19 protein-coding genes are annotated in these 20,694 nt (G+C 72.9%); 12 read left to right on the top strand and 7 right to left on the bottom strand.

What is annotated here, in order from left to right; genetic code table 11:
- Positions 1–125: 125 nt before the first annotated feature.
- Positions 126–605, bottom strand: coding sequence for a hypothetical protein (locus ASC99_RS11635; protein WP_057230914.1), 480 nt, complete (start codon positions 603–605; stop codon positions 126–128).
- A gap of 204 nt (positions 606–809) precedes the next feature.
- On the opposite strand from ASC99_RS11635, the gene def reads away from it, so the two are divergent.
- The 4 genes from def (at position 810) to ASC99_RS11615 (ending at position 4,892) form a co-directional block, all read left to right on the top strand.
- The gene (def, locus tag ASC99_RS11630; RefSeq protein ID WP_057230912.1) at positions 810–1,349 is read left to right on the top strand and encodes a peptide deformylase; all 540 of its coding nucleotides are present in this window, start codon (positions 810–812) and stop codon (positions 1,347–1,349) included.
- A gap of 46 nt (positions 1,350–1,395) precedes the next feature.
- Positions 1,396–2,334 carry a methionyl-tRNA formyltransferase gene (gene fmt, locus ASC99_RS11625; protein ID WP_057230910.1) on the top strand — a complete coding sequence of 313 codons (939 nt, stop codon included), beginning with the start codon at positions 1,396–1,398 and terminating at the stop codon, positions 2,332–2,334.
- Positions 2,335–2,405: 71 nt separating this feature from the next.
- Entirely contained in the window at positions 2,406–3,854 is a 1,449-nt protein-coding gene (locus ASC99_RS11620) for an RsmB/NOP family class I SAM-dependent RNA methyltransferase (RefSeq protein ID WP_057230908.1), read from the top strand.
- A gap of 66 nt (positions 3,855–3,920) precedes the next feature.
- Positions 3,921–4,892 (top strand): aldo/keto reductase, encoded by a 972-nt coding sequence (locus ASC99_RS11615; RefSeq protein ID WP_057230905.1) that lies wholly within the window; start codon positions 3,921–3,923, stop codon positions 4,890–4,892.
- A 36-nt stretch (positions 4,893–4,928) separates the two neighbouring features.
- Here ASC99_RS11615 and ASC99_RS11610 read toward each other — a convergent pair whose 3' ends face one another.
- Both ASC99_RS11610 and ASC99_RS11605 read right to left on the bottom strand, forming a co-directional pair.
- Complete coding sequence (locus tag ASC99_RS11610) at positions 4,929–6,422, bottom strand: FAD-binding oxidoreductase (RefSeq protein ID WP_057230903.1); 1,494 nt, start codon at positions 6,420–6,422, stop codon at positions 4,929–4,931.
- A gap of 55 nt (positions 6,423–6,477) precedes the next feature.
- Complete coding sequence (locus ASC99_RS11605; protein WP_057230901.1) at positions 6,478–6,789, bottom strand: alpha/beta fold hydrolase; 312 nt, start codon at positions 6,787–6,789, stop codon at positions 6,478–6,480.
- Between the two features lie 666 nt (positions 6,790–7,455).
- On the opposite strand from ASC99_RS11605, the gene ASC99_RS11600 reads away from it, so the two are divergent.
- Entirely contained in the window at positions 7,456–8,106 is a 651-nt protein-coding gene (locus ASC99_RS11600; protein WP_057230899.1) for a C39 family peptidase, read from the top strand.
- 1,794 nt (positions 8,107–9,900) lie between these two features.
- A complete protein-coding gene (locus tag ASC99_RS37090) occupies positions 9,901–10,362 on the top strand; it encodes a cupredoxin domain-containing protein (RefSeq protein ID WP_157531485.1) in 462 nt (153 codons plus the stop codon).
- Between the two features lie 14 nt (positions 10,363–10,376).
- On the opposite strand, the gene ASC99_RS11575 is transcribed toward ASC99_RS37090, so the two are convergent.
- Positions 10,377–10,889: a GNAT family N-acetyltransferase gene (locus ASC99_RS11575; RefSeq protein WP_057230891.1), complete on the bottom strand. Its 513-nt coding sequence runs from the start codon at positions 10,887–10,889 to the stop codon at positions 10,377–10,379.
- Between the two features lie 172 nt (positions 10,890–11,061).
- Between ASC99_RS11575 and ASC99_RS11570 the strand changes: the two genes are divergently transcribed.
- The gene (locus ASC99_RS11570; protein WP_057230889.1) at positions 11,062–12,588 is read left to right on the top strand and encodes an ATP-dependent DNA ligase; all 1,527 of its coding nucleotides are present in this window, start codon (positions 11,062–11,064) and stop codon (positions 12,586–12,588) included.
- Positions 12,589–12,597: 9 nt separating this feature from the next.
- Here the strand turns inward: ASC99_RS11570 and ASC99_RS11565 are convergent, their stop codons facing one another.
- Positions 12,598–13,452 (bottom strand): hypothetical protein, encoded by an 855-nt coding sequence (locus tag ASC99_RS11565; protein ID WP_057230887.1) that lies wholly within the window; start codon positions 13,450–13,452, stop codon positions 12,598–12,600.
- Between the two features lie 167 nt (positions 13,453–13,619).
- Here ASC99_RS11565 and rpe point away from each other — a divergent pair, with 167 nt between their 5' ends.
- Together rpe and ASC99_RS11555 are read left to right on the top strand one after the other, a co-directional pair.
- Complete coding sequence (gene rpe, locus ASC99_RS11560) at positions 13,620–14,303, top strand: ribulose-phosphate 3-epimerase (protein ID WP_057230885.1); 684 nt, start codon at positions 13,620–13,622, stop codon at positions 14,301–14,303.
- Between the two features lie 287 nt (positions 14,304–14,590).
- Complete coding sequence (locus ASC99_RS11555; RefSeq protein WP_057230883.1) at positions 14,591–15,550, top strand: pirin family protein; 960 nt, start codon at positions 14,591–14,593, stop codon at positions 15,548–15,550.
- A 539-nt stretch (positions 15,551–16,089) separates the two neighbouring features.
- Here ASC99_RS11555 and ASC99_RS11550 read toward each other — a convergent pair.
- Positions 16,090–16,383, bottom strand: a complete 294-nt coding sequence (locus ASC99_RS11550; RefSeq protein ID WP_057230881.1) for a putative quinol monooxygenase — start codon at positions 16,381–16,383, stop codon at positions 16,090–16,092.
- A gap of 55 nt (positions 16,384–16,438) precedes the next feature.
- On the bottom strand, positions 16,439–17,401 hold the full coding sequence (locus ASC99_RS11545; protein ID WP_057230879.1) for a carbohydrate kinase: 963 nt from the start codon (positions 17,399–17,401) through the stop codon (positions 16,439–16,441).
- A 279-nt stretch (positions 17,402–17,680) separates the two neighbouring features.
- On the opposite strand from ASC99_RS11545, the gene ASC99_RS11540 reads away from it, so the two are divergent.
- The 3 genes from ASC99_RS11540 (at position 17,681) to ASC99_RS11530 (ending at position 20,669) form a co-directional block, all read left to right on the top strand.
- Positions 17,681–18,706: a sugar ABC transporter substrate-binding protein gene (locus ASC99_RS11540; protein ID WP_057230877.1), complete on the top strand. Its 1,026-nt coding sequence runs from the start codon at positions 17,681–17,683 to the stop codon at positions 18,704–18,706.
- 125 nt (positions 18,707–18,831) lie between these two features.
- Positions 18,832–19,827, top strand: coding sequence for an ABC transporter permease (locus ASC99_RS11535; protein WP_057230876.1), 996 nt, complete (start codon positions 18,832–18,834; stop codon positions 19,825–19,827).
- The gene (locus tag ASC99_RS11530; RefSeq protein WP_057230874.1) at positions 19,827–20,669 is read left to right on the top strand and encodes an ATP-binding cassette domain-containing protein; all 843 of its coding nucleotides are present in this window, start codon (positions 19,827–19,829) and stop codon (positions 20,667–20,669) included. The genes ASC99_RS11535 and ASC99_RS11530 overlap by 1 nt, the downstream gene beginning before the upstream one ends.
- Positions 20,670–20,694: the final 25 nt, after the last annotated feature.

The following is a 20,694-nucleotide window of genomic DNA, read 5'->3' as shown; positions in this document are numbered from 1 at the left end:
GTGCCTGACCACTTACGTAGCGATCACGTACGAGGGGTCGGCGTCGCAGTTCCCCGAGCCCCTGGGCCGTAGGCGGCTGAGCGCAGGGCCCTGAGCCCCTGGTGCTGCCTGGCTGAGCCGTTGCCTCAGGTGCGGAGGGGGAGGCTGGGGCGTTCGGGTTGGCGGGCGGGGGGGATGGTGCGGGTGAGGGGCGGGAGTTCGTCCTCGGGTTCGGGGCGGGTCTGGGACGGGAGCCCGGTGGTGAGGAGTTCGCCGCTGGGGCGGCGCATGCCGTAGCGGCGGTGGACGGCCTGCTTGGTGACGCCGAGGGCGGAGCCGACCGAGTCCCAGGAGAAGCCGAGCGCCCGGTCGAACTCGACGGCTGCCGCGACCAGGGTCTCGACGCTCTCCCGGAGTTCCTGGGCGAGCCGGACGGTGGGGGCGGGGGCCCGGCCGTAGACCACGAAGCCGGCCGAGGTGCTGGGCCGTCGTGGGCGGTAGACGTTGCCCAGCTGGGCGGTGAGGGTGCGGAGGGCGTCGACCTGGCGCCGTACCCGTTCGATGTCCCGCACCAGCAGGTGCAGGCTGGCCCGCGCCCGGGCGTCGTGGTTGATCTGCTCGGCCATGGCCTCTGGTGCCACCTTTCCCTACGTGTTTCCGGCCCGGGCCGTCGTACGGCCCGGTCAATCCCACTTGACCAACGCCCGAGTGAGCGCCTGGTCACGCGCAAGGAGCAGACGGGATATGCCAGAACCCGGGCCGAACGGCCAGGTGGCATTGCATAGACTGGGCTCCGGCCGTTGTCGATCGACCCTCAGGAGACCCGCGGTATGGCGATCCAGCCGATCCGGATGTTCGGTGACCCGGTGCTGCGGGCCACGGCCCGGCCGGTGACCACCTTCGACAAGGAGCTGCGGCGCCTGGTGAAGGATCTCACCGAGACCATGCTGGACGCGCCCGGCGCGGGCCTGGCGGCGCCTCAACTGGGCGTCTCGCTCCGGGTGTTCACGTACCACGTGGACGGGGTGGTCGGGCATCTGATCAACCCGGACCTGTCGCTCAGCGAGGAGGAGCAGGACGGCCCCGAGGGCTGTCTCTCGCTGCCCGGTCTGCGGTACGACACCAAGCGGGCGTTCGGCGTGGTGGCCAAGGGGGTCAACATGCACGGGGAGCCGGTGACCGTCGAGGGCACCCAGTTGCTGGCCCGCTGCATCCAGCACGAGACCGACCACCTGGACGGCATCATCTTCATCGACCGGCTGGACCGCGAGCAGCGCAAGGCCGCGCTGAAGGCGATCCGGGAGGCGGAGTGGGGCGAGCCGCCGGTGGTGAGGCTCTCCCCGCACTCCACCTTCGGCTCGGCCCGCTGACCTCGCCCCTGACACCCGCTCAGATTCACCGAAAGGCCCCGCCCCCATGCGCCTCGTCTTCGCCGGCACCCCCGAGGTCGCCGTTCCCGCCCTGGACGCCCTGATCGCCTCGGAGCGGCACGAGGTGGTGGCGGTGGTCACCCGCCCCGACGCGATCTCCGGCCGGGGCCGCAAGCTGGTGGCCAGCCCGGTCGCGCAGCGGGCCGAGGCGGCCGGGATCGAGGTGCTCAAGCCGGCCAAGCCGAGCGACCCCGACTTCATGGCCCGGCTGACCGAGCTCGCCCCGGACTGCTGCCCGGTGGTGGCGTACGGCGCGCTGATCCGTCCGGGTGCACTGGAGATCCCGAAGCACGGCTGGGTGAACCTGCACTTCTCGCTGCTGCCCGCCTGGCGCGGTGCGGCGCCGGTGCAGCACGCGGTGCTGGCCGGTGACGAGGTGACGGGTGCCTCGACCTTCCTGATCGAGCAGGGCCTGGACTCCGGTCCTGTGTACGGCATCCTGACCGAGGAGATCCGGCCGAGCGACACCAGCGGCGAGCTGCTCGGGCGGCTCGCGCAGGCGGGCTCGCGCCTGCTGGTGGCGACCATGGACGGGATCGAGGACGGTGCGCTGCAGGCCGTCCCGCAGCCCGCCGACGGCATCACCCTGGCGCCGAAGATCAATGTCGAGGACGCCCGGATCGAGTGGGCCCACCCCGCGCTGCGGGTCGACCGGCTGGTTCGCGGCTGCGCGCCCGCGCCGGGGGCCTGGACCACCTTCCGGGGCGAGCGGCTCAAGCTCTCAGGACCGGTGAAGCTGGTCACCGACAGCGCCGAGCTGCCGCCGGGCGAGCTGGCCGTGGTCGGCAAGAACAGCGTCCGGGTCGGCACCGGCAGCCACGAGATCGAGCTCGGCGAGGTGCAGCCGCAGGGCAAGAAGCCGATGCGGGCGGCGGATTGGGCCCGGGGCGTCCGGATCGAGCCCGGCGAGCTGCTCGGACAGTAATCTCTGGACCCGACCGGTCCTACACTTACGGTCTGAATCCGCAGCACATTCCGAGGCACCAGAGGCACCGCATGAGCACTCCCGGCAGCAAGCCCGCGTCCGACAGCAAGCGCCCCGCGCGTCCGCACCGCCGCCCGAAGAAGGACCCGGCCCGGATCGTCGCGTTCCGCGCGCTGCGGGCGGTCGACGAGCGCGACGCGTACGCCAACCTGATCCTGCCCTCGCTGCTGCGCGAGGCGGAGCAGAAGGGGATGGACCGCCGGGACGCGGCGCTGGCCACCGAGCTGGTGTACGGCACGCTGCGGCTCCAGGGCAGCTACGACGCGATCATCGCGGCCTGCATCGACCGGCCGCTGCGCGAGGTGGACCCGCCGGTGCTGGACGTGCTCTCGCTCGGCGCGCACCAACTGCTGACCACCCGGATCCCGACCCATGCGGCGGTCTCCGCCACGGTGGAGCTGGCCCGGGTGGTGCTCGGTGACGGCCGGGCCAAGTTCGTCAACGCGGTGCTGCGCAAGATCAGCGCGCAGGACCTGGACACCTGGCTGGCCCAGGTCGCCCCGCCGTACGAGCAGGACGCCGAGGACCACCTCGCGGTGGTGCACTCGCACCCGCGCTGGGTGGTCTCCTCGCTCTGGGACTCGCTCGGCCGCTGGCAGCCCGACGCCTCGGGGCGCGCCGCGCTGGAGGACCTGCTGCGGGCCGACAACGAACGCCCCGAGGTGACCCTGGTGGCCCGCCCCGGTCGCTCCACGGCGGCCGAACTGCTGGACGCCAGGCCGGAGTCGGAGCCCGGCCGGTGGTCGCCGTACGCCGTCCGGCTGGCCGAGGGCGGCGAGCCCGGCGGGATCGAGGCGGTCAAGGAGAACCGGGCCGGGGTGCAGGACGAGGGCAGCCAGCTGGTCGCGCTCGCGCTGGCCGCCGCGCCGGTCGAGGGCCGGGACCGGCTCTGGCTGGACGGCTGTGCCGGGCCCGGCGGCAAGGCCGCGCTGCTCGCGGCGCTGGCCGCCGAGCGGGGCGCCGCGCTGGTCGCCTCGGAGAAGCAGCCGCACCGGGCCCGCCTGGTGGCCCGCGCGCTGGACGGCAACCCGGGTCCGTACACGGTGATCACGGCCGACGGCACCAAGCCCGCCTGGGCCGACGGCACCTTCGACCGGACGCTGGTGGACGTGCCCTGCTCCGGTCTCGGCGCGCTGCGCCGCCGTCCGGAGGCCCGCTGGCGCCGCCGTCCCGAGGACCTGGCCGGCTTCGGCCCGCTCCAGCGCGACCTGCTGCGCGGCGCGATCCGGGCCACCCGGATCGGCGGCGTGGTCGGCTACGCGACCTGCTCGCCGCACCTGGCCGAGACCCGCGCGGTGGTGGACGACGTGCTGCGCGACACCCCCGGTCTGGAGTGGATCGACGCCCGCCCGCTGCTGCCCGGCCTGCCCGGTCTCGGCGAGGGCCCGGACGTCCAGCTCTGGCCGCACCTGCACGGCACCGACGCGATGTACCTGGCGCTGTTCCGCCGTACGGCCTGAGGGAATTGATCGTCCGTCGGGAAGAAAGCTGGACAGACCGGCGGCGGCCGGGTGAGGGTGACCGGTATGGAGTTCACCCACCTCGGCCGCACCGGCCTGTCCGTGTCCCGACTCTGCCTCGGCACCATGAACTTCGGCCCGCACACCACGGAGCCGGACGCCCACGTGATCATGGACGCCGCCCACGAGCTGGGCGTCAACTTCTTCGACACCGCCAACGTCTACGGCTGGGGTGAGAACAAGGGCCGGACCGAGGAGATCCTCGGCAGCTGGTTCGCCCAGGGCGGTGGCCGCCGGGAGAAGACCGTGCTGGCCACCAAGCTGTACGGCGACATGGGGGAGTGGCCCAACCAGGGCAAGCTCTCCGCGCTCAACATCCGCCGGGCCGTGGACGCCAGCCTGAAGCGGTTGAACACCGACTACATCGACCTGTACCAGATGCACCACGTCGACCGGGCGACGCCGTGGGAGGAGATCTGGCAGGCGATGGAGGTGCTGGTCGCCCAGGGCAAGATCATCTACGTCGGCTCCAGCAACTTCGCCGGCTGGCACCTGGCGCAGGCTCAGGAGAGCGCCAAGGCACGGAACTTCCTCGGCCTGGTCAGCGAGCAGTCGATCTACAACCTGCTGGAGCGCACCGTCGAGCTGGAGGTCGTCCCGGCCGCGCAGCACTACGGCCTCGGCCTGATCCCGTGGTCCCCGCTGCACGGCGGCATCCTCGGCGGCGTGCTGCGCAAGGAGCGCGAGGGCCTGCGCCGGCTGGAGGGCCGGGCCGCCGAAGCGGTGGCGGCCAAGCGCGAACAGATCCAGGCGTACGAGGACCTGGCGGCCGAACTCGGCCAGGAGCCGGGCGACATCGCGCTCGCCTGGCTGCTCTCCCGCCCGGCGGTGACCGCCCCGATCGTTGGCCCGCGCACCCTGGACCAGCTGAACGCGGCGGTCCGGGCGCTGGACGTGACGCTGGATCAGAAGACCCTGGACCGGCTGGACGAGATCTTCCCGGGCCATCGGACCGCGCCGGAGGACTACGCCTGGTAGCGACACTGCTCTGACCGGCCGGGCTGTACCGGCCGGTCAGAGCGCCTGCGGGAAGTCGAAGACCCGGTCGGGGTCGTAGGCCGCCTTGGCCCGCTCCAGCCGGGGCAGGTTGGTGCCGTAGTAGGCGGTGCGCCAGTCGGCCAGGCCGGGGTCGCGGTAGTTCTGGTAGGCGTGCCCGTTGGAGTACGGCGCCATGGTGCGGTGCGCGTCGGCCACCCAGCGGGTCAGGGGCGCGGGATCGAGGTCGGCGGGCCGGCCCGCGAAGTACTGGCTGAGCAGCACCGAGCCCCGGTGGACGAAGGCGGTGGCGTCGGCGGGCACCCGGTTGACGGCGCCGCCCAGCGCGGTGAAGGACAGCACACCGGCGGCCGGGCCGCGCTGCGCGGCGAACCGGAGCAGCTCGCCGACCCCCTGCTCGGGGAGGAACGCGTCGAAGAAGTGCGAGCCCGCCGCAAAGGCCTGACTGCCCGTCCGCAGGCAGGAGGCCACGTCGCGGCAGCCCGTGTAGGCGAGCATCGAGTCCAGGTACGGGCGGGTCACCACCTGCGCCGAGGTGGTCCGGCCGGTGGCGGCCAGCAGCGGGGCGATCAGTGCGCGCAGCTCGTCCGAGCCGCCGAGCAGGACGCCGCCCGCGTCCACCGAGGCGCCGTCCGGGCGGGCCCAGACGTGGAAGTTCGACCAGAGCCGGTCCGGCGCCGTGAACGCCCAACGCTGCCACTCCGTCAGTGCCCGCCCGGCGTCCGGCCAGTCCCAGGAGTACTGGAAGATCGTGCAGTCCACCGCCGGGTGGGTGCGCACCCGCAGTGAGGTGACCACCCCGAAGTTGCCGTTCCCCGCGCCGCGCAGCGCCCAGAACAGCTCAGGATCGCGCTCGGCGTCGCAGCGCACCACCCGCCCGTCGGCCAGCACCACCTCGGCACCGATGACGCTGTCGCAGGTCAGCCCGTACGCCCGGCTGGTGACGCCGTGTCCGCCGCCGAGGGCCAGCCCGGCCAGCCCGACGGTGGGGCAGGTCCCGGCGGGGACGGTGACGCCGTGCCGGGCCAGTTCGGCGTAGGCGGTCATCAGCGGGGTACCGGGGCCGAGCTCGGCCTGATCGCCGTCGACCAGCACGGTGTTCAGGCCGGCCAGGTCGACCACCAGGGGCGTGTCGCTGGACCAGCCCGCGTAGCAGTGTCCGCCGCTGCGCGCCGCGAAGCGGATGCCGAACCGACGGGCGAAGCGGACGCACTCGGCCACGTCGGCGCTGTTCGCGCAGCGGGCGATGGCCTCCGGCCGGGCCTGCGGCGCGTACCGGAGGTTGCGCGGCAGCCGGGCCTGCTCGTACTCGGCGGAGCCGGGGCGGAGCAGCGGGCCGGTCAGGCTCGCGGCCAGCCCGCCCCAGTCGGGCCCGGCCGGGCGAGGGCGGGCCTGCGCGGTGGTGGGCCACGGCGTGAGGGACGGTGCGAGGGCGGGCCACGGCGTGAGGGCGGCGCCCGCGCCGAGTGCCAGGACGGTACGCCGGCCCAGCCGGCTGTCCGGATCGGTCATCCGGCCACGCTAGCGCGGGTGGTGATTCGTGGACGGAAGGCCGGCTGACGGCGCGTCACCTCCGGTCGGTGACAATGCTGGTCACCAGTACGGCGAACGCGGCCGGTGCGGTCACGTTCACGAAGTGGTCGGCCCCGGCCACGGTCACCCGGTGCGCAGTCGGGAGGCCGCTCGCCACCCGGTCCGCGCAGCGGTGGGTGAAGGCGTGGTCGTGCTCGCCCACTGCAACCAGGGCCGGGACGGTCAGCGTGGCCAGGTGTTCGATGCCCGGCCGGGTGGGCGGCAGCGGCTCCGCCGGATGGCCGAAGTAGAAGCCGGGGGAGTCCGCGCAGATGCCGGCCAGCCAGGCCCGCTGTCCGGCGTCCAACCGGGTGCCCCAGACGGCCAGGCCAGGTCGGCCGCCACCGCGGCGGCCAGGTCCGCGTGGGCGGCGGCCGCCGCCCGGGGTTCGAGGGCGGTCAGCAGGTGGTCCAGATCAGCCTGTTCGGCCGGGTCGGGGTCGGGCAGGTGCATCGCCGAGCCGACCAGCATCAGGCCGCGCACCCGCTCGGGGAATTCCACCGCGAAGTCCAGCGCCTTGCGCCCGCCGTCGGAGGAGCCGACCAGCACGGCGCCCGCCACCCCGGTCCAGCACCGCCCGGAGGTCCTCGGTCGGGGACCAGGGCGCGGTGATCGCCGAGGAGTGCCGGCCGACGCCCCGGTCGTCGTAGTGGGTCACCCGGTGGGCGGCGGTCAGTGCGGCGAGGTTGGGCTCCCACTGCCGCAGGGTCGGTGGTGCCGGCGTTGAGCAGCACCAGGTCGGGCCCCTCGCCCTGCTGGGTGTACCGCAGCCGCCCGCCGGGCACCTCCGCGTAGTGCACGTCCTGCTCCGTCATTCCCCGACCCTCCGTCAGCACCGTGTCCGTGACCCCGGCAGGAGAGCACAGTGCGGTGGCCGTACTCCACCGAATTGGGACCGGGCCGACGCGGCGTCAGGCCGGTCCCGGTCGTCCGGCGGGCGGCGCGGGCGCCGGGAGTGGGTGAGGATGATCGGATGAAGCCGATCACGCATCAGGTTCCCTACCACGCGCAGTGGGAATCGCCCGAGCTGGTGCCCGACATCCTGGCCGGGACGGCGCTGGCGGTGGACGACCCGCTCTGGGCGCTGTCCGGTGCGGCGGACCAGGAGGAGTACGAGTACTGGTCCTGGCGGCTGTGCGGGGTGGCCTGCCTGCGGATGGCGCTGGACTACTGGTGGGGCGTCAGCCCGCCCGCGGTCCGGCTCGCCGAGGAGTGCCTGGCGGCGGGCGCGTACGTGCGTCACCCGGACGGTCGGCTGGACGGTCTGATCCACGCACCGTTCGCCGCCTATGTGGAGCGCCGCTGGGGACTCTCCGCCGAGGCGGTCTCCCCGCTGTCGACCGAGCGGATCAGGGCGGAGCTGGCCGACGGCCGGTTGGTGATGCTCTCGGTTCACCCGTCCATCCGCACCCTGGACCCGGATCCGCCGCGTCCGGGCGGGCACCTGGTGCTGGCCGTGGGCGCGACCGACGGCGAGCTGGTGATCCACAACCCATCCGGGTTCCCGGACGGTTCGCAGAGTTTCGCCCCGGTGCCGTGGCCCGCGCTGCCGCGCTACTACGCCGACCGGGGCATCGTGCTCGGCGCTCCGGGCAGCGGGGGCAGTGGGGGCAGTGCGGACTGAGGGTCAGAGCGCGGTGGGGAGACTGCGGAGGACCAGACCCAGCCCGACGGCCAGCACCAGCAGGGCGGTGAGCAGGCCGCTCCACGGCGCGAAGCGGCGGAGCCCGGCCAGCAGGCTGCCGTCCGCCGCCCCGGCGATCCGGTCGCCGATCCGAAGGAAGAGCAGGCCGGCCGCCGTGAGAGTCGCGGCCATGCCCAGACCGTAGGCCAGTACCAGGGCGACCCCGAACATCGTCCGCCCGAGTGCGACGGCACCCAGCAGCACCACCAGCGCGGACGGGCTCGGGACCAGGCCGCCGGCGACGCCCAGGCCGATCAGGCCGGTCCGGCCGAGTGGCTCGGCGTGGTGGTGGTGTCCGAACGGGCCGTGGTGGTGTGGGTGGGGCGGGGCCTCCAGTACGGCGACGGCGCCGGCCTGGTCAGTAGCTCCGTGCGCGTGATGGTGCGAGTGGGCGTGTCCGTGCGCCGCGACGGCGGGCCTGGTCCGGCGGCGTACGTCGCGCAGCAGCAGCGCCCCGACCGCCGTCACCAGCAGGCCGCTGACCACGCCGAGCCGTCCGAGCAGTACCTCGCCCGCCAGTGCAGAGAACCCGGTCAGCAGCAGGCCGAGCACGAGCACGCCCGCCGTGTGGGTGAAGGTGACGGTGGCTCCGACCGTGACGGCGTCCCTGACCCGGCCGCGCCGACCGGCCAGGTAGACGCCCATCGCCGCCTTGCCGTGCCCGGGGAGCAGCGCGTGCCCCGCGCCGAGAACCGTCGCCAGCAGGATCGCCAGCAGACCGACCGGCACGGTGAGGCGGTGGGCCGCTCCCAACTCGGCCAGCCTTCGGTCGAGTTGGTCCAGCCATCCGGCCGGGCCGCCGGAGTCGGCGGCGTCCAGNCCGCCGCCGAGCCGCTGCCGGGTGCTGCGGTGAACCGGGCGTCGAAGACCCCGCTGGGTGCGTCCAGCAACTCCTGTGGGTAGTCGCGGAGTTCGTGCGAGGCGGAGAGTTCCGGTACGTCCGTCGGGTCCAGCCGGACACCGGCTCCGCGGGCGGTGATCTCGTTCCAGCCCACCCGGGCCGGGTCGCTGCCGCTGCGCACCCGGAGGGCCGTACCGTCGGCGGTCACGGTGAGTGGGGCGTCGAGGGTGCAGTCCAGCCGGGCGGTGTGCAGGCCGGCAGCGCCGTCGGTGTAGCCGTAAGTCGCCGAGCGGACCCGCCAGTTCAGCGGTGCATCGGCCGGACCGGCGCGGACCTGGAGGCGGGCGGCGGTCGCGGTGCACTGTTCGGCGGCCCAGCCGTCGCGTTCCGCGTCGTCCACCGTGCCGTCGGCGTTCCGGTCGACCCGGCTCCGCTCCTGGAGAGTCGGGATCTCGGCCTGGTCGGTGACCGCCAGGACCTCGATCCGGTCCGGGTGGACGGTGAAGCCGAGGTAGTGGTTGACCGAGAAGTTGCCCAGCGGGTGGGCGACGGCGGCCGGTGCCGGCCCCGCCAGCAGCCAGAGCGCGGCCCCCAGGGCACCACCGGCGCGGGCGAGCATTCGGGAAGGTGTCACGCACGGCCTCCGAGGGCGGGAGAGAGGTGGGGGCGACGGGCGCTCCGGGTACCCGACCTGACGCTCCGTCGGCCCCGGGGCCGCGCCGCACCGGTACTCTGCCGCACCCCCTGGCCTCGGAGGACCACCGCCAGGGCCGGACGGGTGAGCCCGCTGGGCCGTGCGGGTGACCGGGCCGGTCCCGGCTGCTCAGGGCGACCTACGCGGGCCGAATGCTGTTCAGCGTCCCCGAACGACCTCCTCTCCTGAAGGACCCCTCGTGAACGCTCCTCGGCTCCGCCCCGCTCTCGGTGCGCTCCTGCTGGCCCTGACGGCCGTCGCCTGCTCCAGCGGCTCCGGCGACGGCGGGCCGGCCTCCGGTACGCCGACGCCGACACCGGCGGTGAGCTCGTCCGCCGCCAGCCCGTCCGCTGCGAGTCCGTCCCCGTCTGCGAGCTCGCCGTCCGCCGCGGCCAGCTCGCCGGCGGCTTCGGTGCGGGTCTCCATCAAGGAGTTCACCTTCGGCCCCGACAAGTTCACGGTGAGCCCGGGCGCGACGGTCACCGTCGTGAACGAGGACTCCACCGCGCACACGCTGACCGCCACCGGCCAGGGCGGATTCGACAGCGGCACGATCGGTGGGGGAAAGACCGCGACCTTCACCGCGCCGACCGCGCCCGGCAGTTACCCCTTCATCTGCACCCTGCACCAGTTCATGAAGGGGACGCTGACGGTGGCCTGAGGCCGGGGTGCCGGTCAGATGCCGAACGGGGCCGCGTAGTGCAGGGTGCCGCTGGGCAGCGGGCTGTTCGAGTCGAGGTCGAGCGCCATCAGGGCCTCGTCCGGGACGTCGATGGTCGCTTTGATGCCGTACCGGGAGGCGCGGCCGAACCCGAAGCGCGGGTAGTAGGACGGGTGGCCCAGCACCGTGACGGTGTGCTCGCCCTGCACCCGGGCGGCGGCCAGCGCGGCCCGGACGACGGCGGCGCCCGCGCCGGTCCGCTGGTGTGCGGGCAGGACCGCGACCGGGGCCAGGCAGAGCGCCGGGGTGTCGTCGATGTGACAGCGGGTCAGCAGGGCGTGGCCGACCACGGTGCCGTCCGAGGTCTGGGCGACCAGCGAGAACCCGGGGATCCAGCAGTCGTCGGCGCGCAGCGCCTCGACCAGGTCGGCCTCCAGCGCGGTGTCGAAGGCGGCCAGGTGGACCGCGCGAACGGCCGGGAGGTCGGCGGCGGTCTCGGGGCGGGTGGCCCAGCGGAGGGTGGACACGGGGACACCTCACGGTCGGGTTCAGGTACGAACGATTCCGACGCTAACACGGCGGTACTCGGCCGGGCCGGTACGGGAAGCCGGTACCTGAGGGGAGCCCGCGCGTCGCAGCTGACGGAGCCTCAGGCCGCAGCATGATGAGAGCAACCCGTACCTCGGAAGGAGCCCGTCCGTGCTGCTGGAACGTCTGGCCAGGACCTCCCGTGCGGTGGCGGCCGAGCCGGCCAGGAACGCCAAGGTGGCCCTGATCGCGGAGTGCCTCACCGAGCTGGGTCCGGCCGAGATCCCGGCGGCGGTGGCGCTGCTCTCGGGCGAGGGACGGCGGGCCGGGGTCGGCTGGGCGGGCGTCCGGGAGCTGCCGGAGCCGGCCGGGGCCGCGACGCTCGGGGTGGCGGAGACGGAGGAGCTGCTGACCTGGCTGGGGGAGGTGCACGGCAAGGGTGCGCAGGGGGAGCGGAAGCGGCTGCTGGGTGAGCTGTTCGGGCGGGCCACGGCGGCGGAGCAGGAGTTCCTGCGGGCAGTCCTGGTGGGCGAGTTGCGCCAGGGGGCGCTGGACGCGCTGATGGGTGACGCGGTGGCCAGGGCGGCGGGTGTGCCGGCGACGGTGGTGCGGCGGGCGCTGATGCTGCGGGGATCGGCCCGGGTGGTGGCGGAGGCGGCGCTCACCGGCGGGGCACCGGCGCTGCGGGCGTTCGGGCTGCAACTGGGCCGCCCCGTACGGCCGATGCTGGCCGCCTCGGCGCCGGAGGTGGCGGCGGCGCTGGAGAAGGTGAGCCCGGCCGCGCTGGAGTGGAAGCTGGACGGCATCCGGGTCCAGGTGCACCGGGACGGTGAGCAGGTCTCGGTCTTCACCCGGAGCCTGGACGAGATCACCGCCCGAGTGCCCGAAGTGGTGGCGGCAGCCCGGTCGTTGACGGTCGAGCAGGCGGTGCTGGACGGCGAGGCGATCGTGCTCGGCCCGGACGGCCGGCCGCGCCCGTTCCAGGTCACCGCCGCGCGGACCGCCTCCCGGCAGGACCCGGAGCGGCTGCGCGCGGAGACCCCGCTGAGCGTGTTCTTCTTCGACCTGCTGCACCGGGACGGAACCGATCTGATCGACCGTCCGGCCGCCGAGCGCTGGAGTGCCCTGGCGGCGGTGGCGCCCGAGGAGCTCCGGGTGCCCCGGCTGACCACCGGTCAGCTGCCGGAGGCGGAGCGGTTCTTCGCGGACGCGCTCGCCCACGGCCACGAGGGCGTGGTGGTCAAGGACCCGGCCGCCCCGTACGCGGCCGGGCGCCGGGGCGCGGGCTGGATCAAGGTCAAACCCCGGCACACCCTGGACCTGGTGGTCACCGCCGCCGAGTGGGGCAGCGGCCGCCGCCGGGGCTACCTGAGCAATCTGCACCTGGCCGCGCGGAACCAGGGGGAGCCCGGACTCGAGCCCTGGGTGATGCTGGGCAAGACCTTCAAGGGCCTGACCGACCAGCTGCTCGGCTGGCAGACCGAACAGCTGCTGGCCCGGGAGACCCACCGCGACGCGTACACCGTGTACGTGCGGCCCGAGTTGGTGGTGGAGATCGCCTTCGACGGACTCCAGCGCAGCCCGCGCTACCCGGCCGGACTGGCCCTGCGGTTCGCCCGGGTGCTGGGCTATCGCGAGGACAAGCCGGCCGGGGAGGCGGACACCGTCGCCACCGTCCGGGCGCTGGCCGACCGGTAGGCGGTCGGGTCAGCTGCTGACCGGCAGGCCGATCGGGTTGAGCTGGGGGAGTTCGGCCCGGCAGGCGGTGGCGATCGGGGTCAGGGCGGCAGCCAGCTCGTCCAGTTCGGAGCGGCGGAAGCCGGACCAGACCCGGGCGGCGGCCAGGTCGGTGGCGGCCTCCAGGGCCTGGTGGCGGTGCCGGCCGTCGGCCGAGATGCCGCCGGCCCGGTTGAGCCAGCCCCGGGTGGTGAGGCGGTCGGCAGCGGCGTCCCACTCCTGGTCGGTCCAGCCCCGGAACGGCTGGAGCTGCTCGCGCCGGGTGTCCAGGGCGCAGCGCAGGACGAGTGCCTCGCAGCCGTCCAGCCCCTCGGCGACCAGCGCCGCGACATGGCCGTCACCCCGGTGCTCGCGCAGCACGGTGGTGGCGTGCCAGAGCCGGGCCAGCGCGCCCTCGGGGCTGGGGAGCCCGAGGTTCGCCGCGGCCAGCACCCGCCCGCAACAGTCCAGCCCGTCGACGGCCCGCTCCAGCAGCGTCACCGAACGGTCGATCAGATCGGGCTTGACGGTCTCCAGTACGCGCTCCAGCGTGGCGACCGCCCCGGACAGCCGGGCGGCCAGCGCGGCCTCCGGGGTGGCCCGGGACCAGACGTCCGGCAGCGCCCGCTCGACCATCTGCGGCGCGAAGTTGAAGAACGCGGCGATCACCGGGGCGGCGTCCACCGGCCCGAGCGGGGCCGACCGGCCCGCGAAGTACCCCCGCCAGCTTCCGTGCAGCCCGGCCGCCTCGTACGCGGCGCGGCCCTCGGGCGCGAAGTAGGTGAGCGCGTGCACCGGCTCGAAGAGCCACCACAACGCGCGGGCGGGATGCACCATCTCGGCCATCTGGAACCTTTCCGGTCACGGGCAACGGCGCTGGTGACCCTAGCGCGCTAAAGGTGTGACGCGGGTCACGAGCAGATCTCACCGCTCACTTCCCGCCACGGGCAGGAGAGATGATGGATCCGAGCGGCAGCTCCAGCCGCCCGCACCGAGTGTGAAGGTTCCCTCAAATGGCGCAGATCAACCCCAGCATCCTGTCGGCCGACTTCGCCCGCCTGGCCGAGGAGGCGGAGGCCGTCCGAGGTGCGGACTGGCTGCATGTGGACGTGATGGACAACCACTTCGTCCCCAACCTCACGCTCGGCATCCCGGTGGTCGAGTCGCTGGCCCGGGCCACCGCCACGCCGCTGGACTGCCACCTGATGATCGAGCAGCCGGACCGCTGGGCGCCGCAGTACGTGGAGGCGGGCGCCGGTTCGGTGACCTTCCACGCCGAGGCCGCCGCCGCCCCGGTCCGGCTCGCCCGGGAGATCCGGGCCAAGGGCGCGCGGGCCTCGATGGCGCTGCGTCCGGCCACCCCGATCGAGCAGTACGAGGACCTGCTGCCCGAGCTGGACATGATCCTGATCATGACGGTCGAGCCCGGCTTCGGCGGGCAGGCCTTCCTGGACATCATGCTGCCCAAGATCCGCCGCACCCGGGAGCTGATCTCCAAGCACGGCCTCGACCTCTGGCTCCAGGTCGACGGCGGCGTCTCGGCCGACACCATCGAACGCTGCGCCGAGGCGGGCGCGGACGTCTTCGTGGCGGGCTCGGCGGTGTACGGCGCGGCCGACCCGGCGGAGGCGGTCCGTTCGCTCCGGGCCCGGGCCGAGGCGGCCACCACCGCGGCGCCGTGGGCCTGCGCGCACTGACGCGCTCCGTCCGGACGACACCGTTGACGCATCCGATCATGCGTCAGTTCGGGCCCAGCGCAAAGCAGGGTGCGGAGAAGCCCCGCCCCCGCCCCCCGCCCCGCCCCCGATCAGCGCGTCAGTGCGCGCAGGCCCACGGCGCCGCGGTGGTGGCCGCCTCGGCCCGGGCCCGGAGCGAACGGACCGCCTCCGCCGGGNGGGCTTCTCCGCACCCTGCTTTGCGCTGGGCCCGAACTGACGCATGATCGGATGCGTCAACGGTGTCGTCCGGACGGAGCGCGTCAGCCATGAGCAACCTCGACCTCGAGCCCACCCCCACCAGCTGCGGCGGGGAGGCCGACTCCGGCCCGGTCAAGGAGCTGCTGACCGGCCGCCAGGTCCGGCTCGGCGAGTCCACCGAGGTCCGCCGCCTGCTGCCGAACCTGGGCCGCCGGATGGTCGGCGCCTGGTGCTTCGTCGACCACTACGGGCCCGACGACATCGCCGACGAGCCCGGCATGCAGGTGCCGCCGCACCCGCACATGGGCCTGCAGACGGTCAGCTGGCTGCACGAGGGCTCCGTCCTGCACCGCGACAGCCTGGGCAGCCTGCAGACCGTACGCCCCCGCGAGCTGGGCCTGATGACCTCGGGCCGGGCCATCTCGCACTCCGAGGAGTCCCCGCGCGGGCACGCCCGGCTGCTGCACGGCGCCCAGCTCTGGGTCGCCCTGCCCGACAGCCACCGGCACACCGCTCCCGCCTTCGAGCACCACGCCGCCCTGCCGACCGTGGACGCGGCCGGCCTGCACGCCACCGTCATCCTCGGCACCCTGGACGGCGCCACCTCCCCGGGCACCACGTACACCCCGCTGGTGGGCGCCGACCTGACGCTCCGTGAGGGTGCCGAGCACCGGCTGCCGCTGGAGCCCGGCTTCGAGTACGCCGTGCTCTCGATGACCGGCAGCGTGGACGTGGACGGCGTCAGGGTCGAGCCGGGCTCGCTGCTCTACCTGGGCTGCGGGCGCCGTGAACTCCCGTTGCTGGCCCGGACCGACAGCTCCGTGCTGCTGCTCGGCGGCCTGCCGTTCGAGGAGCACCTGGTGATGTGGTGGAACTTCATCGGCCGGACCGGTGAGGAGATCGCCCAGGCACGGTCGGAGTGGATGGCAGGGTCACGCTTCGGCGAGGTGCACGGCTACGACGGTGCCCGGCTGGCCGCGCCCGCACTGCCGCCGGGCCCGCTCAAGCCGCGCGGGCGGGTGCGTTGACCTGCTGCTCCTTCCTTCTGTAAGTCTGACCGCGTTGCCCCCTTGACCCCCAGCAAGCGTCCCTCCTGCGGGTACTGAAGTCGAGCCACCGCCGAACTCGCTCTTCAGTCACGCGGCCTGACGGCTACGCGGCTACCAACCGACCGAGCTGCGCGTGCTGCGGCAGGGGCCGACAAGCAGTCGGTACTGCAGTCAGAACTGATGCCCACTCAGGTGTGCTGCCTGTCACGGCAGCTGATGCGGTCGGTTCAACGGCATGCCCAATTCCGGGAAACCGTGCCGGCTTCGGCGCCGGAGAGAAGGCCAACCGGCTATCGACTGCCCCAACCGACTGATGCGCTTGACAGGTCCCGGACTGGGCCAAGCCAATACACGGGCATGCCGTTGCCCGGAGCGGCCTGCGGCCTGCATCCGGGCAATGGCGATCACGGCGCTCACCGCGCGCGGGCCCTCACCGCACGCGTGGCTTGCACCCTCCTGGAGCGACTCGAGACGGCTCGCTCCGGGCTCAAGGGAATGTGGGGGCGAGCTCGCCCCTGTCAGCCCGAGGGAGTCAGGAAGGTCAGGACGGACGCATCCTCCTCGATCATCCGCACCAGCTCGGCGTTGAACGGCCCCCCATGGGGAGCAGCGATGTGCTCCGCGAAGGCGGCCTCGCTTCGGTACACCTCGAAGATCCAGTACGCGCGTGGATTCGACTCCTTGGTGTACACGTCGAAGGCGAGGTTGCCGGGCTCCGACCGGACCGTTTCGGCGAAGTCCGCGACCAGGGTGGCGACTTGGCTCTCGCATCCGGGCTTGACCGTGAACTCGGCCAGCAGGGTCTTGTGCACGAAGGGATCCTTTGCTGTGGAGCTGCGCCTGCGCAGCATGTCGGGGCCGGACGGGCTAGCGGGAGGCCGCAGGCGTGGACTCCATCTGGTGCGCCCACGGCGGGTTGGGGCCGGCGACCGAGCAGGTCAGAGCTGCGACCCGGGCTGCGTAGTCGCAGGCGTCGGACACCTCGTCGGCGCTCAGGTCATGCAGGCGGCCGCCGAGGCGGCCGGCCCGGGACAACCGGTGGAGCAGTCCTGCGGTGAACGAGTCACCGGCGCCTATGGTGTCCACGACCTGGACCTGCGGTGCGGGGGCGAACACCCGGGCACCGTCGAGGGACGCGATCGCGCCGCGGCCGCCCAGAGTGATCACCACCAGCCTCACCCCGGCCAGGTGCCAGGCGTCGCAGGCGCGCTCGGGAGTCACGCCCGGCATCAACAGTTCCAGGTCGTCGGAGCTGAGGCGCAGGATGTCGGCCAGTGCGCACCAGCGGGCCAGGCGGGCCCGGTAGACGGCCGGGTCGATGAGCAGGGGGCGGACGTTGGGGTCGATCGAGACGGTCGCGCTGCTGCGTGCACGGGTGAGGAGCTCCTCGATGCGCTCGTCGCTGGGGGCGCGGACCAGGGCGAGGGAGCCGGTGTGCAGGCAGGCGGCGTCCTTGGGGTGGGCGGCTGCGAGTTCGGCGGCGGTCCACTGCCAGTCGGCGGTGCCCTCGGCGTGGAAGGAGTACTGGGCCTGGCCGTGCTCGTCGACGGTCGCGATGGCCATGGTGCTGGGCTCGGAGGCGGCGACGACTCCGGCGAGGTCGACGCCGGAAGATGCCAGGTGGGCGCGGAAGAGCGCGCCGAAGGCATCGGAGGAGATCCGGCCCACGAAGCGGGTGGGGGTGCCGAGCCGGGCCAGCGCCGCGGCGGTGTTGGCCGGGCCGCCACCTGGCAGGACGCGCAGAGCGAGCTCGCCGGGGCGGGGCTGGACGGTGTCGGCGAAGGCGTCGGCGACGCACTCGCCGAGGACAGCGATCGGGCGCTGGGCCATGGGTGCGCCTTTCAAGGTCTAGGGAGGCTGGGGGACCGAACGGTCTCGGATCTGGGCTGCTGACGCTGCGCGACTTGTCCGCTGGTCAGCGCGGGTGGTTGCGGCTGCGTTACCCAGTTGTTACGGCGGTAGGGCTTGTGGCCCGGGTTTCGCAGACTTCATCATCACTCCCAAGCAGATGTCAACGCTGACATAAGTCAACGATGACATTCCGAGCCGCTGACCCCCCTGCCCTGACCCCCTGCCCTGACCACCCGGGCCGCACCTCCAGGAGCCACGATGACCCTTGCTATCCGCCCCACCCTCACCAGAGCCGCGGCAACCGTCCTGGCCGGCGGAATGGCGCTCACGCTGACCGCGTGCGGCTCCGGCGCGAAGGGCTCCGCCGACACCGGCTCCGCGGGCAGCGCGGTCAAGGTCGGCCTGATCACCAAGACCGACACCAACCCGTTCTTCGTGAAGATGAAGGAGGGCGCGCAGAAGGCCGCCCAGGAGGACGGCGTCACGCTCAGCACGGCCGCCGGCAAGTTCGACGGCGACAACGCCGGCCAGATCGCGGCCATCGAGAACATGGTGGCCGCCGGCGTCAAGGGCATCCTGATCACCCCGAGCGACTCCAAGGCGATCCTGCCCGCGATCAAGAAGGCCCGGGACAAGGGCGTGCTGGTGATCGCCCTCGACAGCCCGACCGATCCGCAGGACGGCACCGACGCGCTGTTCGCCACCGACAACAAGAAGGCGGGCGTGCTGATCGGCCAGTACGCCAAGACCGTCATGGCGGGCAAGAACGCGAAGATCGCCACCCTGGACCTCGCACCCGGTGTCGCCGTCGGCCGGCTGCGCCACGACGGGTTCCTGCAGGGCTTCGGCATCACGGAGGGCGACCCGTCGGTGGTCTGCTCCCAGGACACCGGCGGCGATCAGGCCAAGGGCCAGACCGCGATGGAGAACTGCCTGCAGAAGTCCCCCGACATCAACGTCGTCTACACCATCAACGAGCCCGCCGCACTGGGCGCCTACACCGCGCTGAAGGCCAAGGGCCGGGAGAAGGACGTCCTGATCGTCTCCGTCGACGGCGGGTGCACCGGCACCCAGGCCGTCAAGGACGGCAAGATCGCCGCTACCTCCCAGCAGTACCCGCTGGTGATGGCAGCGAAGGGCGTCAAGGCGGTCGTCGACTTCGCCAAGGCCGGCATCAAGGCCAACGGCTACACCGACACGGGCGTCAACCTGATCACCGACAAGCCGCAGGCCGGCAGCGACGCCAAGGACACCACCTACGGCCTGGAGAACTGCTGGGGCTGATCCGCCCCTCACTGAACCAGCGGTCCGGGCCGGTTCCCCTGCCCCGACCCGGCCCGGACCGCTTCCATCCGTCGTGACGCCGCTCGCTCGGCGCTCCCGATCCGCTTCACCGGCAAGGACCTCTCATGACCACATCCACCGCCCCGTACGGGCACCTCACCGGGCCGACACCGCTGCGCCGGCTCGTGGCGGCACCGACGGCCGGCCCGCTCGCCGCACTCGTGCTGGCGTGCGCCTTCTTCTCCCTGACGACAGACCAGTTCCTGTCCGGCGGAAACTTCTCGCTGATCATCCAGCAGGTGATGGTGGTCGGGGCGCTGGCCGTGGGGCAGACGCTGATCATCCTGACCGCCGGTATCGACCTGTCCTGTGGCGCCGTGATGGCCTTCGGGTCGATCGTGATCGCCAGGATGGCCGCTCAGGGAACCGTTCCGCCGCTGGTGGCGATCGTGCTGGGTCTGGCGGTGTGCGGGGGCTTCGGTCTGGTCAACGGCCTGCTGGTGAAGCTGATCCCGCTGCCGCCGTTCATCGTGACGCTCGGCATGCTCAACGTGGCCTTCGCCCTCACCCACATCTACTCCAACGAGCAGACCGTCACCGACCTGCCCGGCGAGCTGACGTTCCTCGGCAACACCTTCCCGCTCGGCGGCACCGACGTCACCTACGGCTCGCTCGTCGCCCTGGCACTGTTCGCCGTCTTCGCCTACCTGCTGAGCAGCACCTCCTGGGGCCGGCACGTGTACGCCCTCGGCAACAGCCCCGAGGCCGCCCGCCTGAACGGCATCCGCACCGGCCGCCTGACCATCGGCCTGTACGCACTCGCCGGCCTGGTCTACGGCCTCGCCGCACTGCTGCTGATTTCGCGCACCGGCGTCGGAGACCCGCAGGCGGGGCAGACCGACAACCTCGACAGCATCACCGCGGTGGTCCTCGGCGGAACCAGCCTCTTCGGCGGCCGGGGGAGCGTGCTCGGCTCCCTGGTCGGCGCCCTCATCGTCGGGGTGTTCCGCAACGGTCTGCAGCTGATGGGCGTCGCCTCCATCTACCAGACGTTGATCACCGGCGTCCTGGTCATCCTCGCCGTCACCGTCGACCAGATCTCCCGGAAGAGGACCCGCTGATGAGCGCTCCCACTCCCACCCCCACTCCAGTGATCCAGGCCCGGGGTCTGGTCAAGCGCTACGGTCACGTCACCGCCATCGACGGTGCCGACTTCGACCTGCTGCCCGGCGAGGTCCTGGCCGTCATCGGCGACAACGGCGCCGGCAAATCCAGTCTCATCAAGGCCCTCACCGGCGCCGTCACCCCCGACGAGGGCGAGATCCGCCTGAACGGCGAGGTCATCCGCTTCAACGGGCCGCAGGACGCCCGGGCCCACGGCATCGAGACCGTGTACCAGGATCTCGCGGTGGCCGCCTCGATGGACATCGCCTCCAACATGTTCCTCGGCCGCGAGCTGCGCCGGCCAGGCCCGCTGGGCAGCGTCCTGCGCATGATCGACAAGAAGCGGATGCGCGAGGAGGCTGCCGCGCACATGGCCGACCTCAAGATCGGCCTGCGCTCGCTCACCCAGTCGGTGGAGACCCTCTCCGGCGGTCAGCGCCAGGCCGTGGCCGTCGCCCGGTCGGTCGCCTGGGCCCGCAGTGTCGTCGTGATGGACGAGCCCACCGCGGCGCTCGGCGTCAAGGAGTCCGGCCAGGTCCTCGACCTGATCCGGCGGGTCCGCGACAAGGGGCTGCCGGTCGTCCTGATCAGTCACAACATGCCGCACGTCTTCGAGATCGCCGACCGTATCCACGTCCATCGGATGGGCCGGCGCGAGGCCCTGATCAAGCCGTCCGACTACACCATGTCGGAGGTCGTCGCGATCATGACGGGCGCGCTCACCGTCGACCAGGAGCACGGCGGTACTGTCGTTGCGGATGCCCGGGCGGCCAAGGCCGCCGGAGTCCGTCCGAACTGACCAGACAGTCCGTGCGCGGGCTCCG

Source organism: Kitasatospora sp. Root107, assembly GCF_001424875.1.
In the GTDB taxonomy this organism is placed as follows: domain Bacteria; phylum Actinomycetota; class Actinomycetes; order Streptomycetales; family Streptomycetaceae; genus Kitasatospora.
Note: the sequence above shows the minus strand (reverse complement) of the source record. Positions and strands in the feature narration are given on the sequence as shown.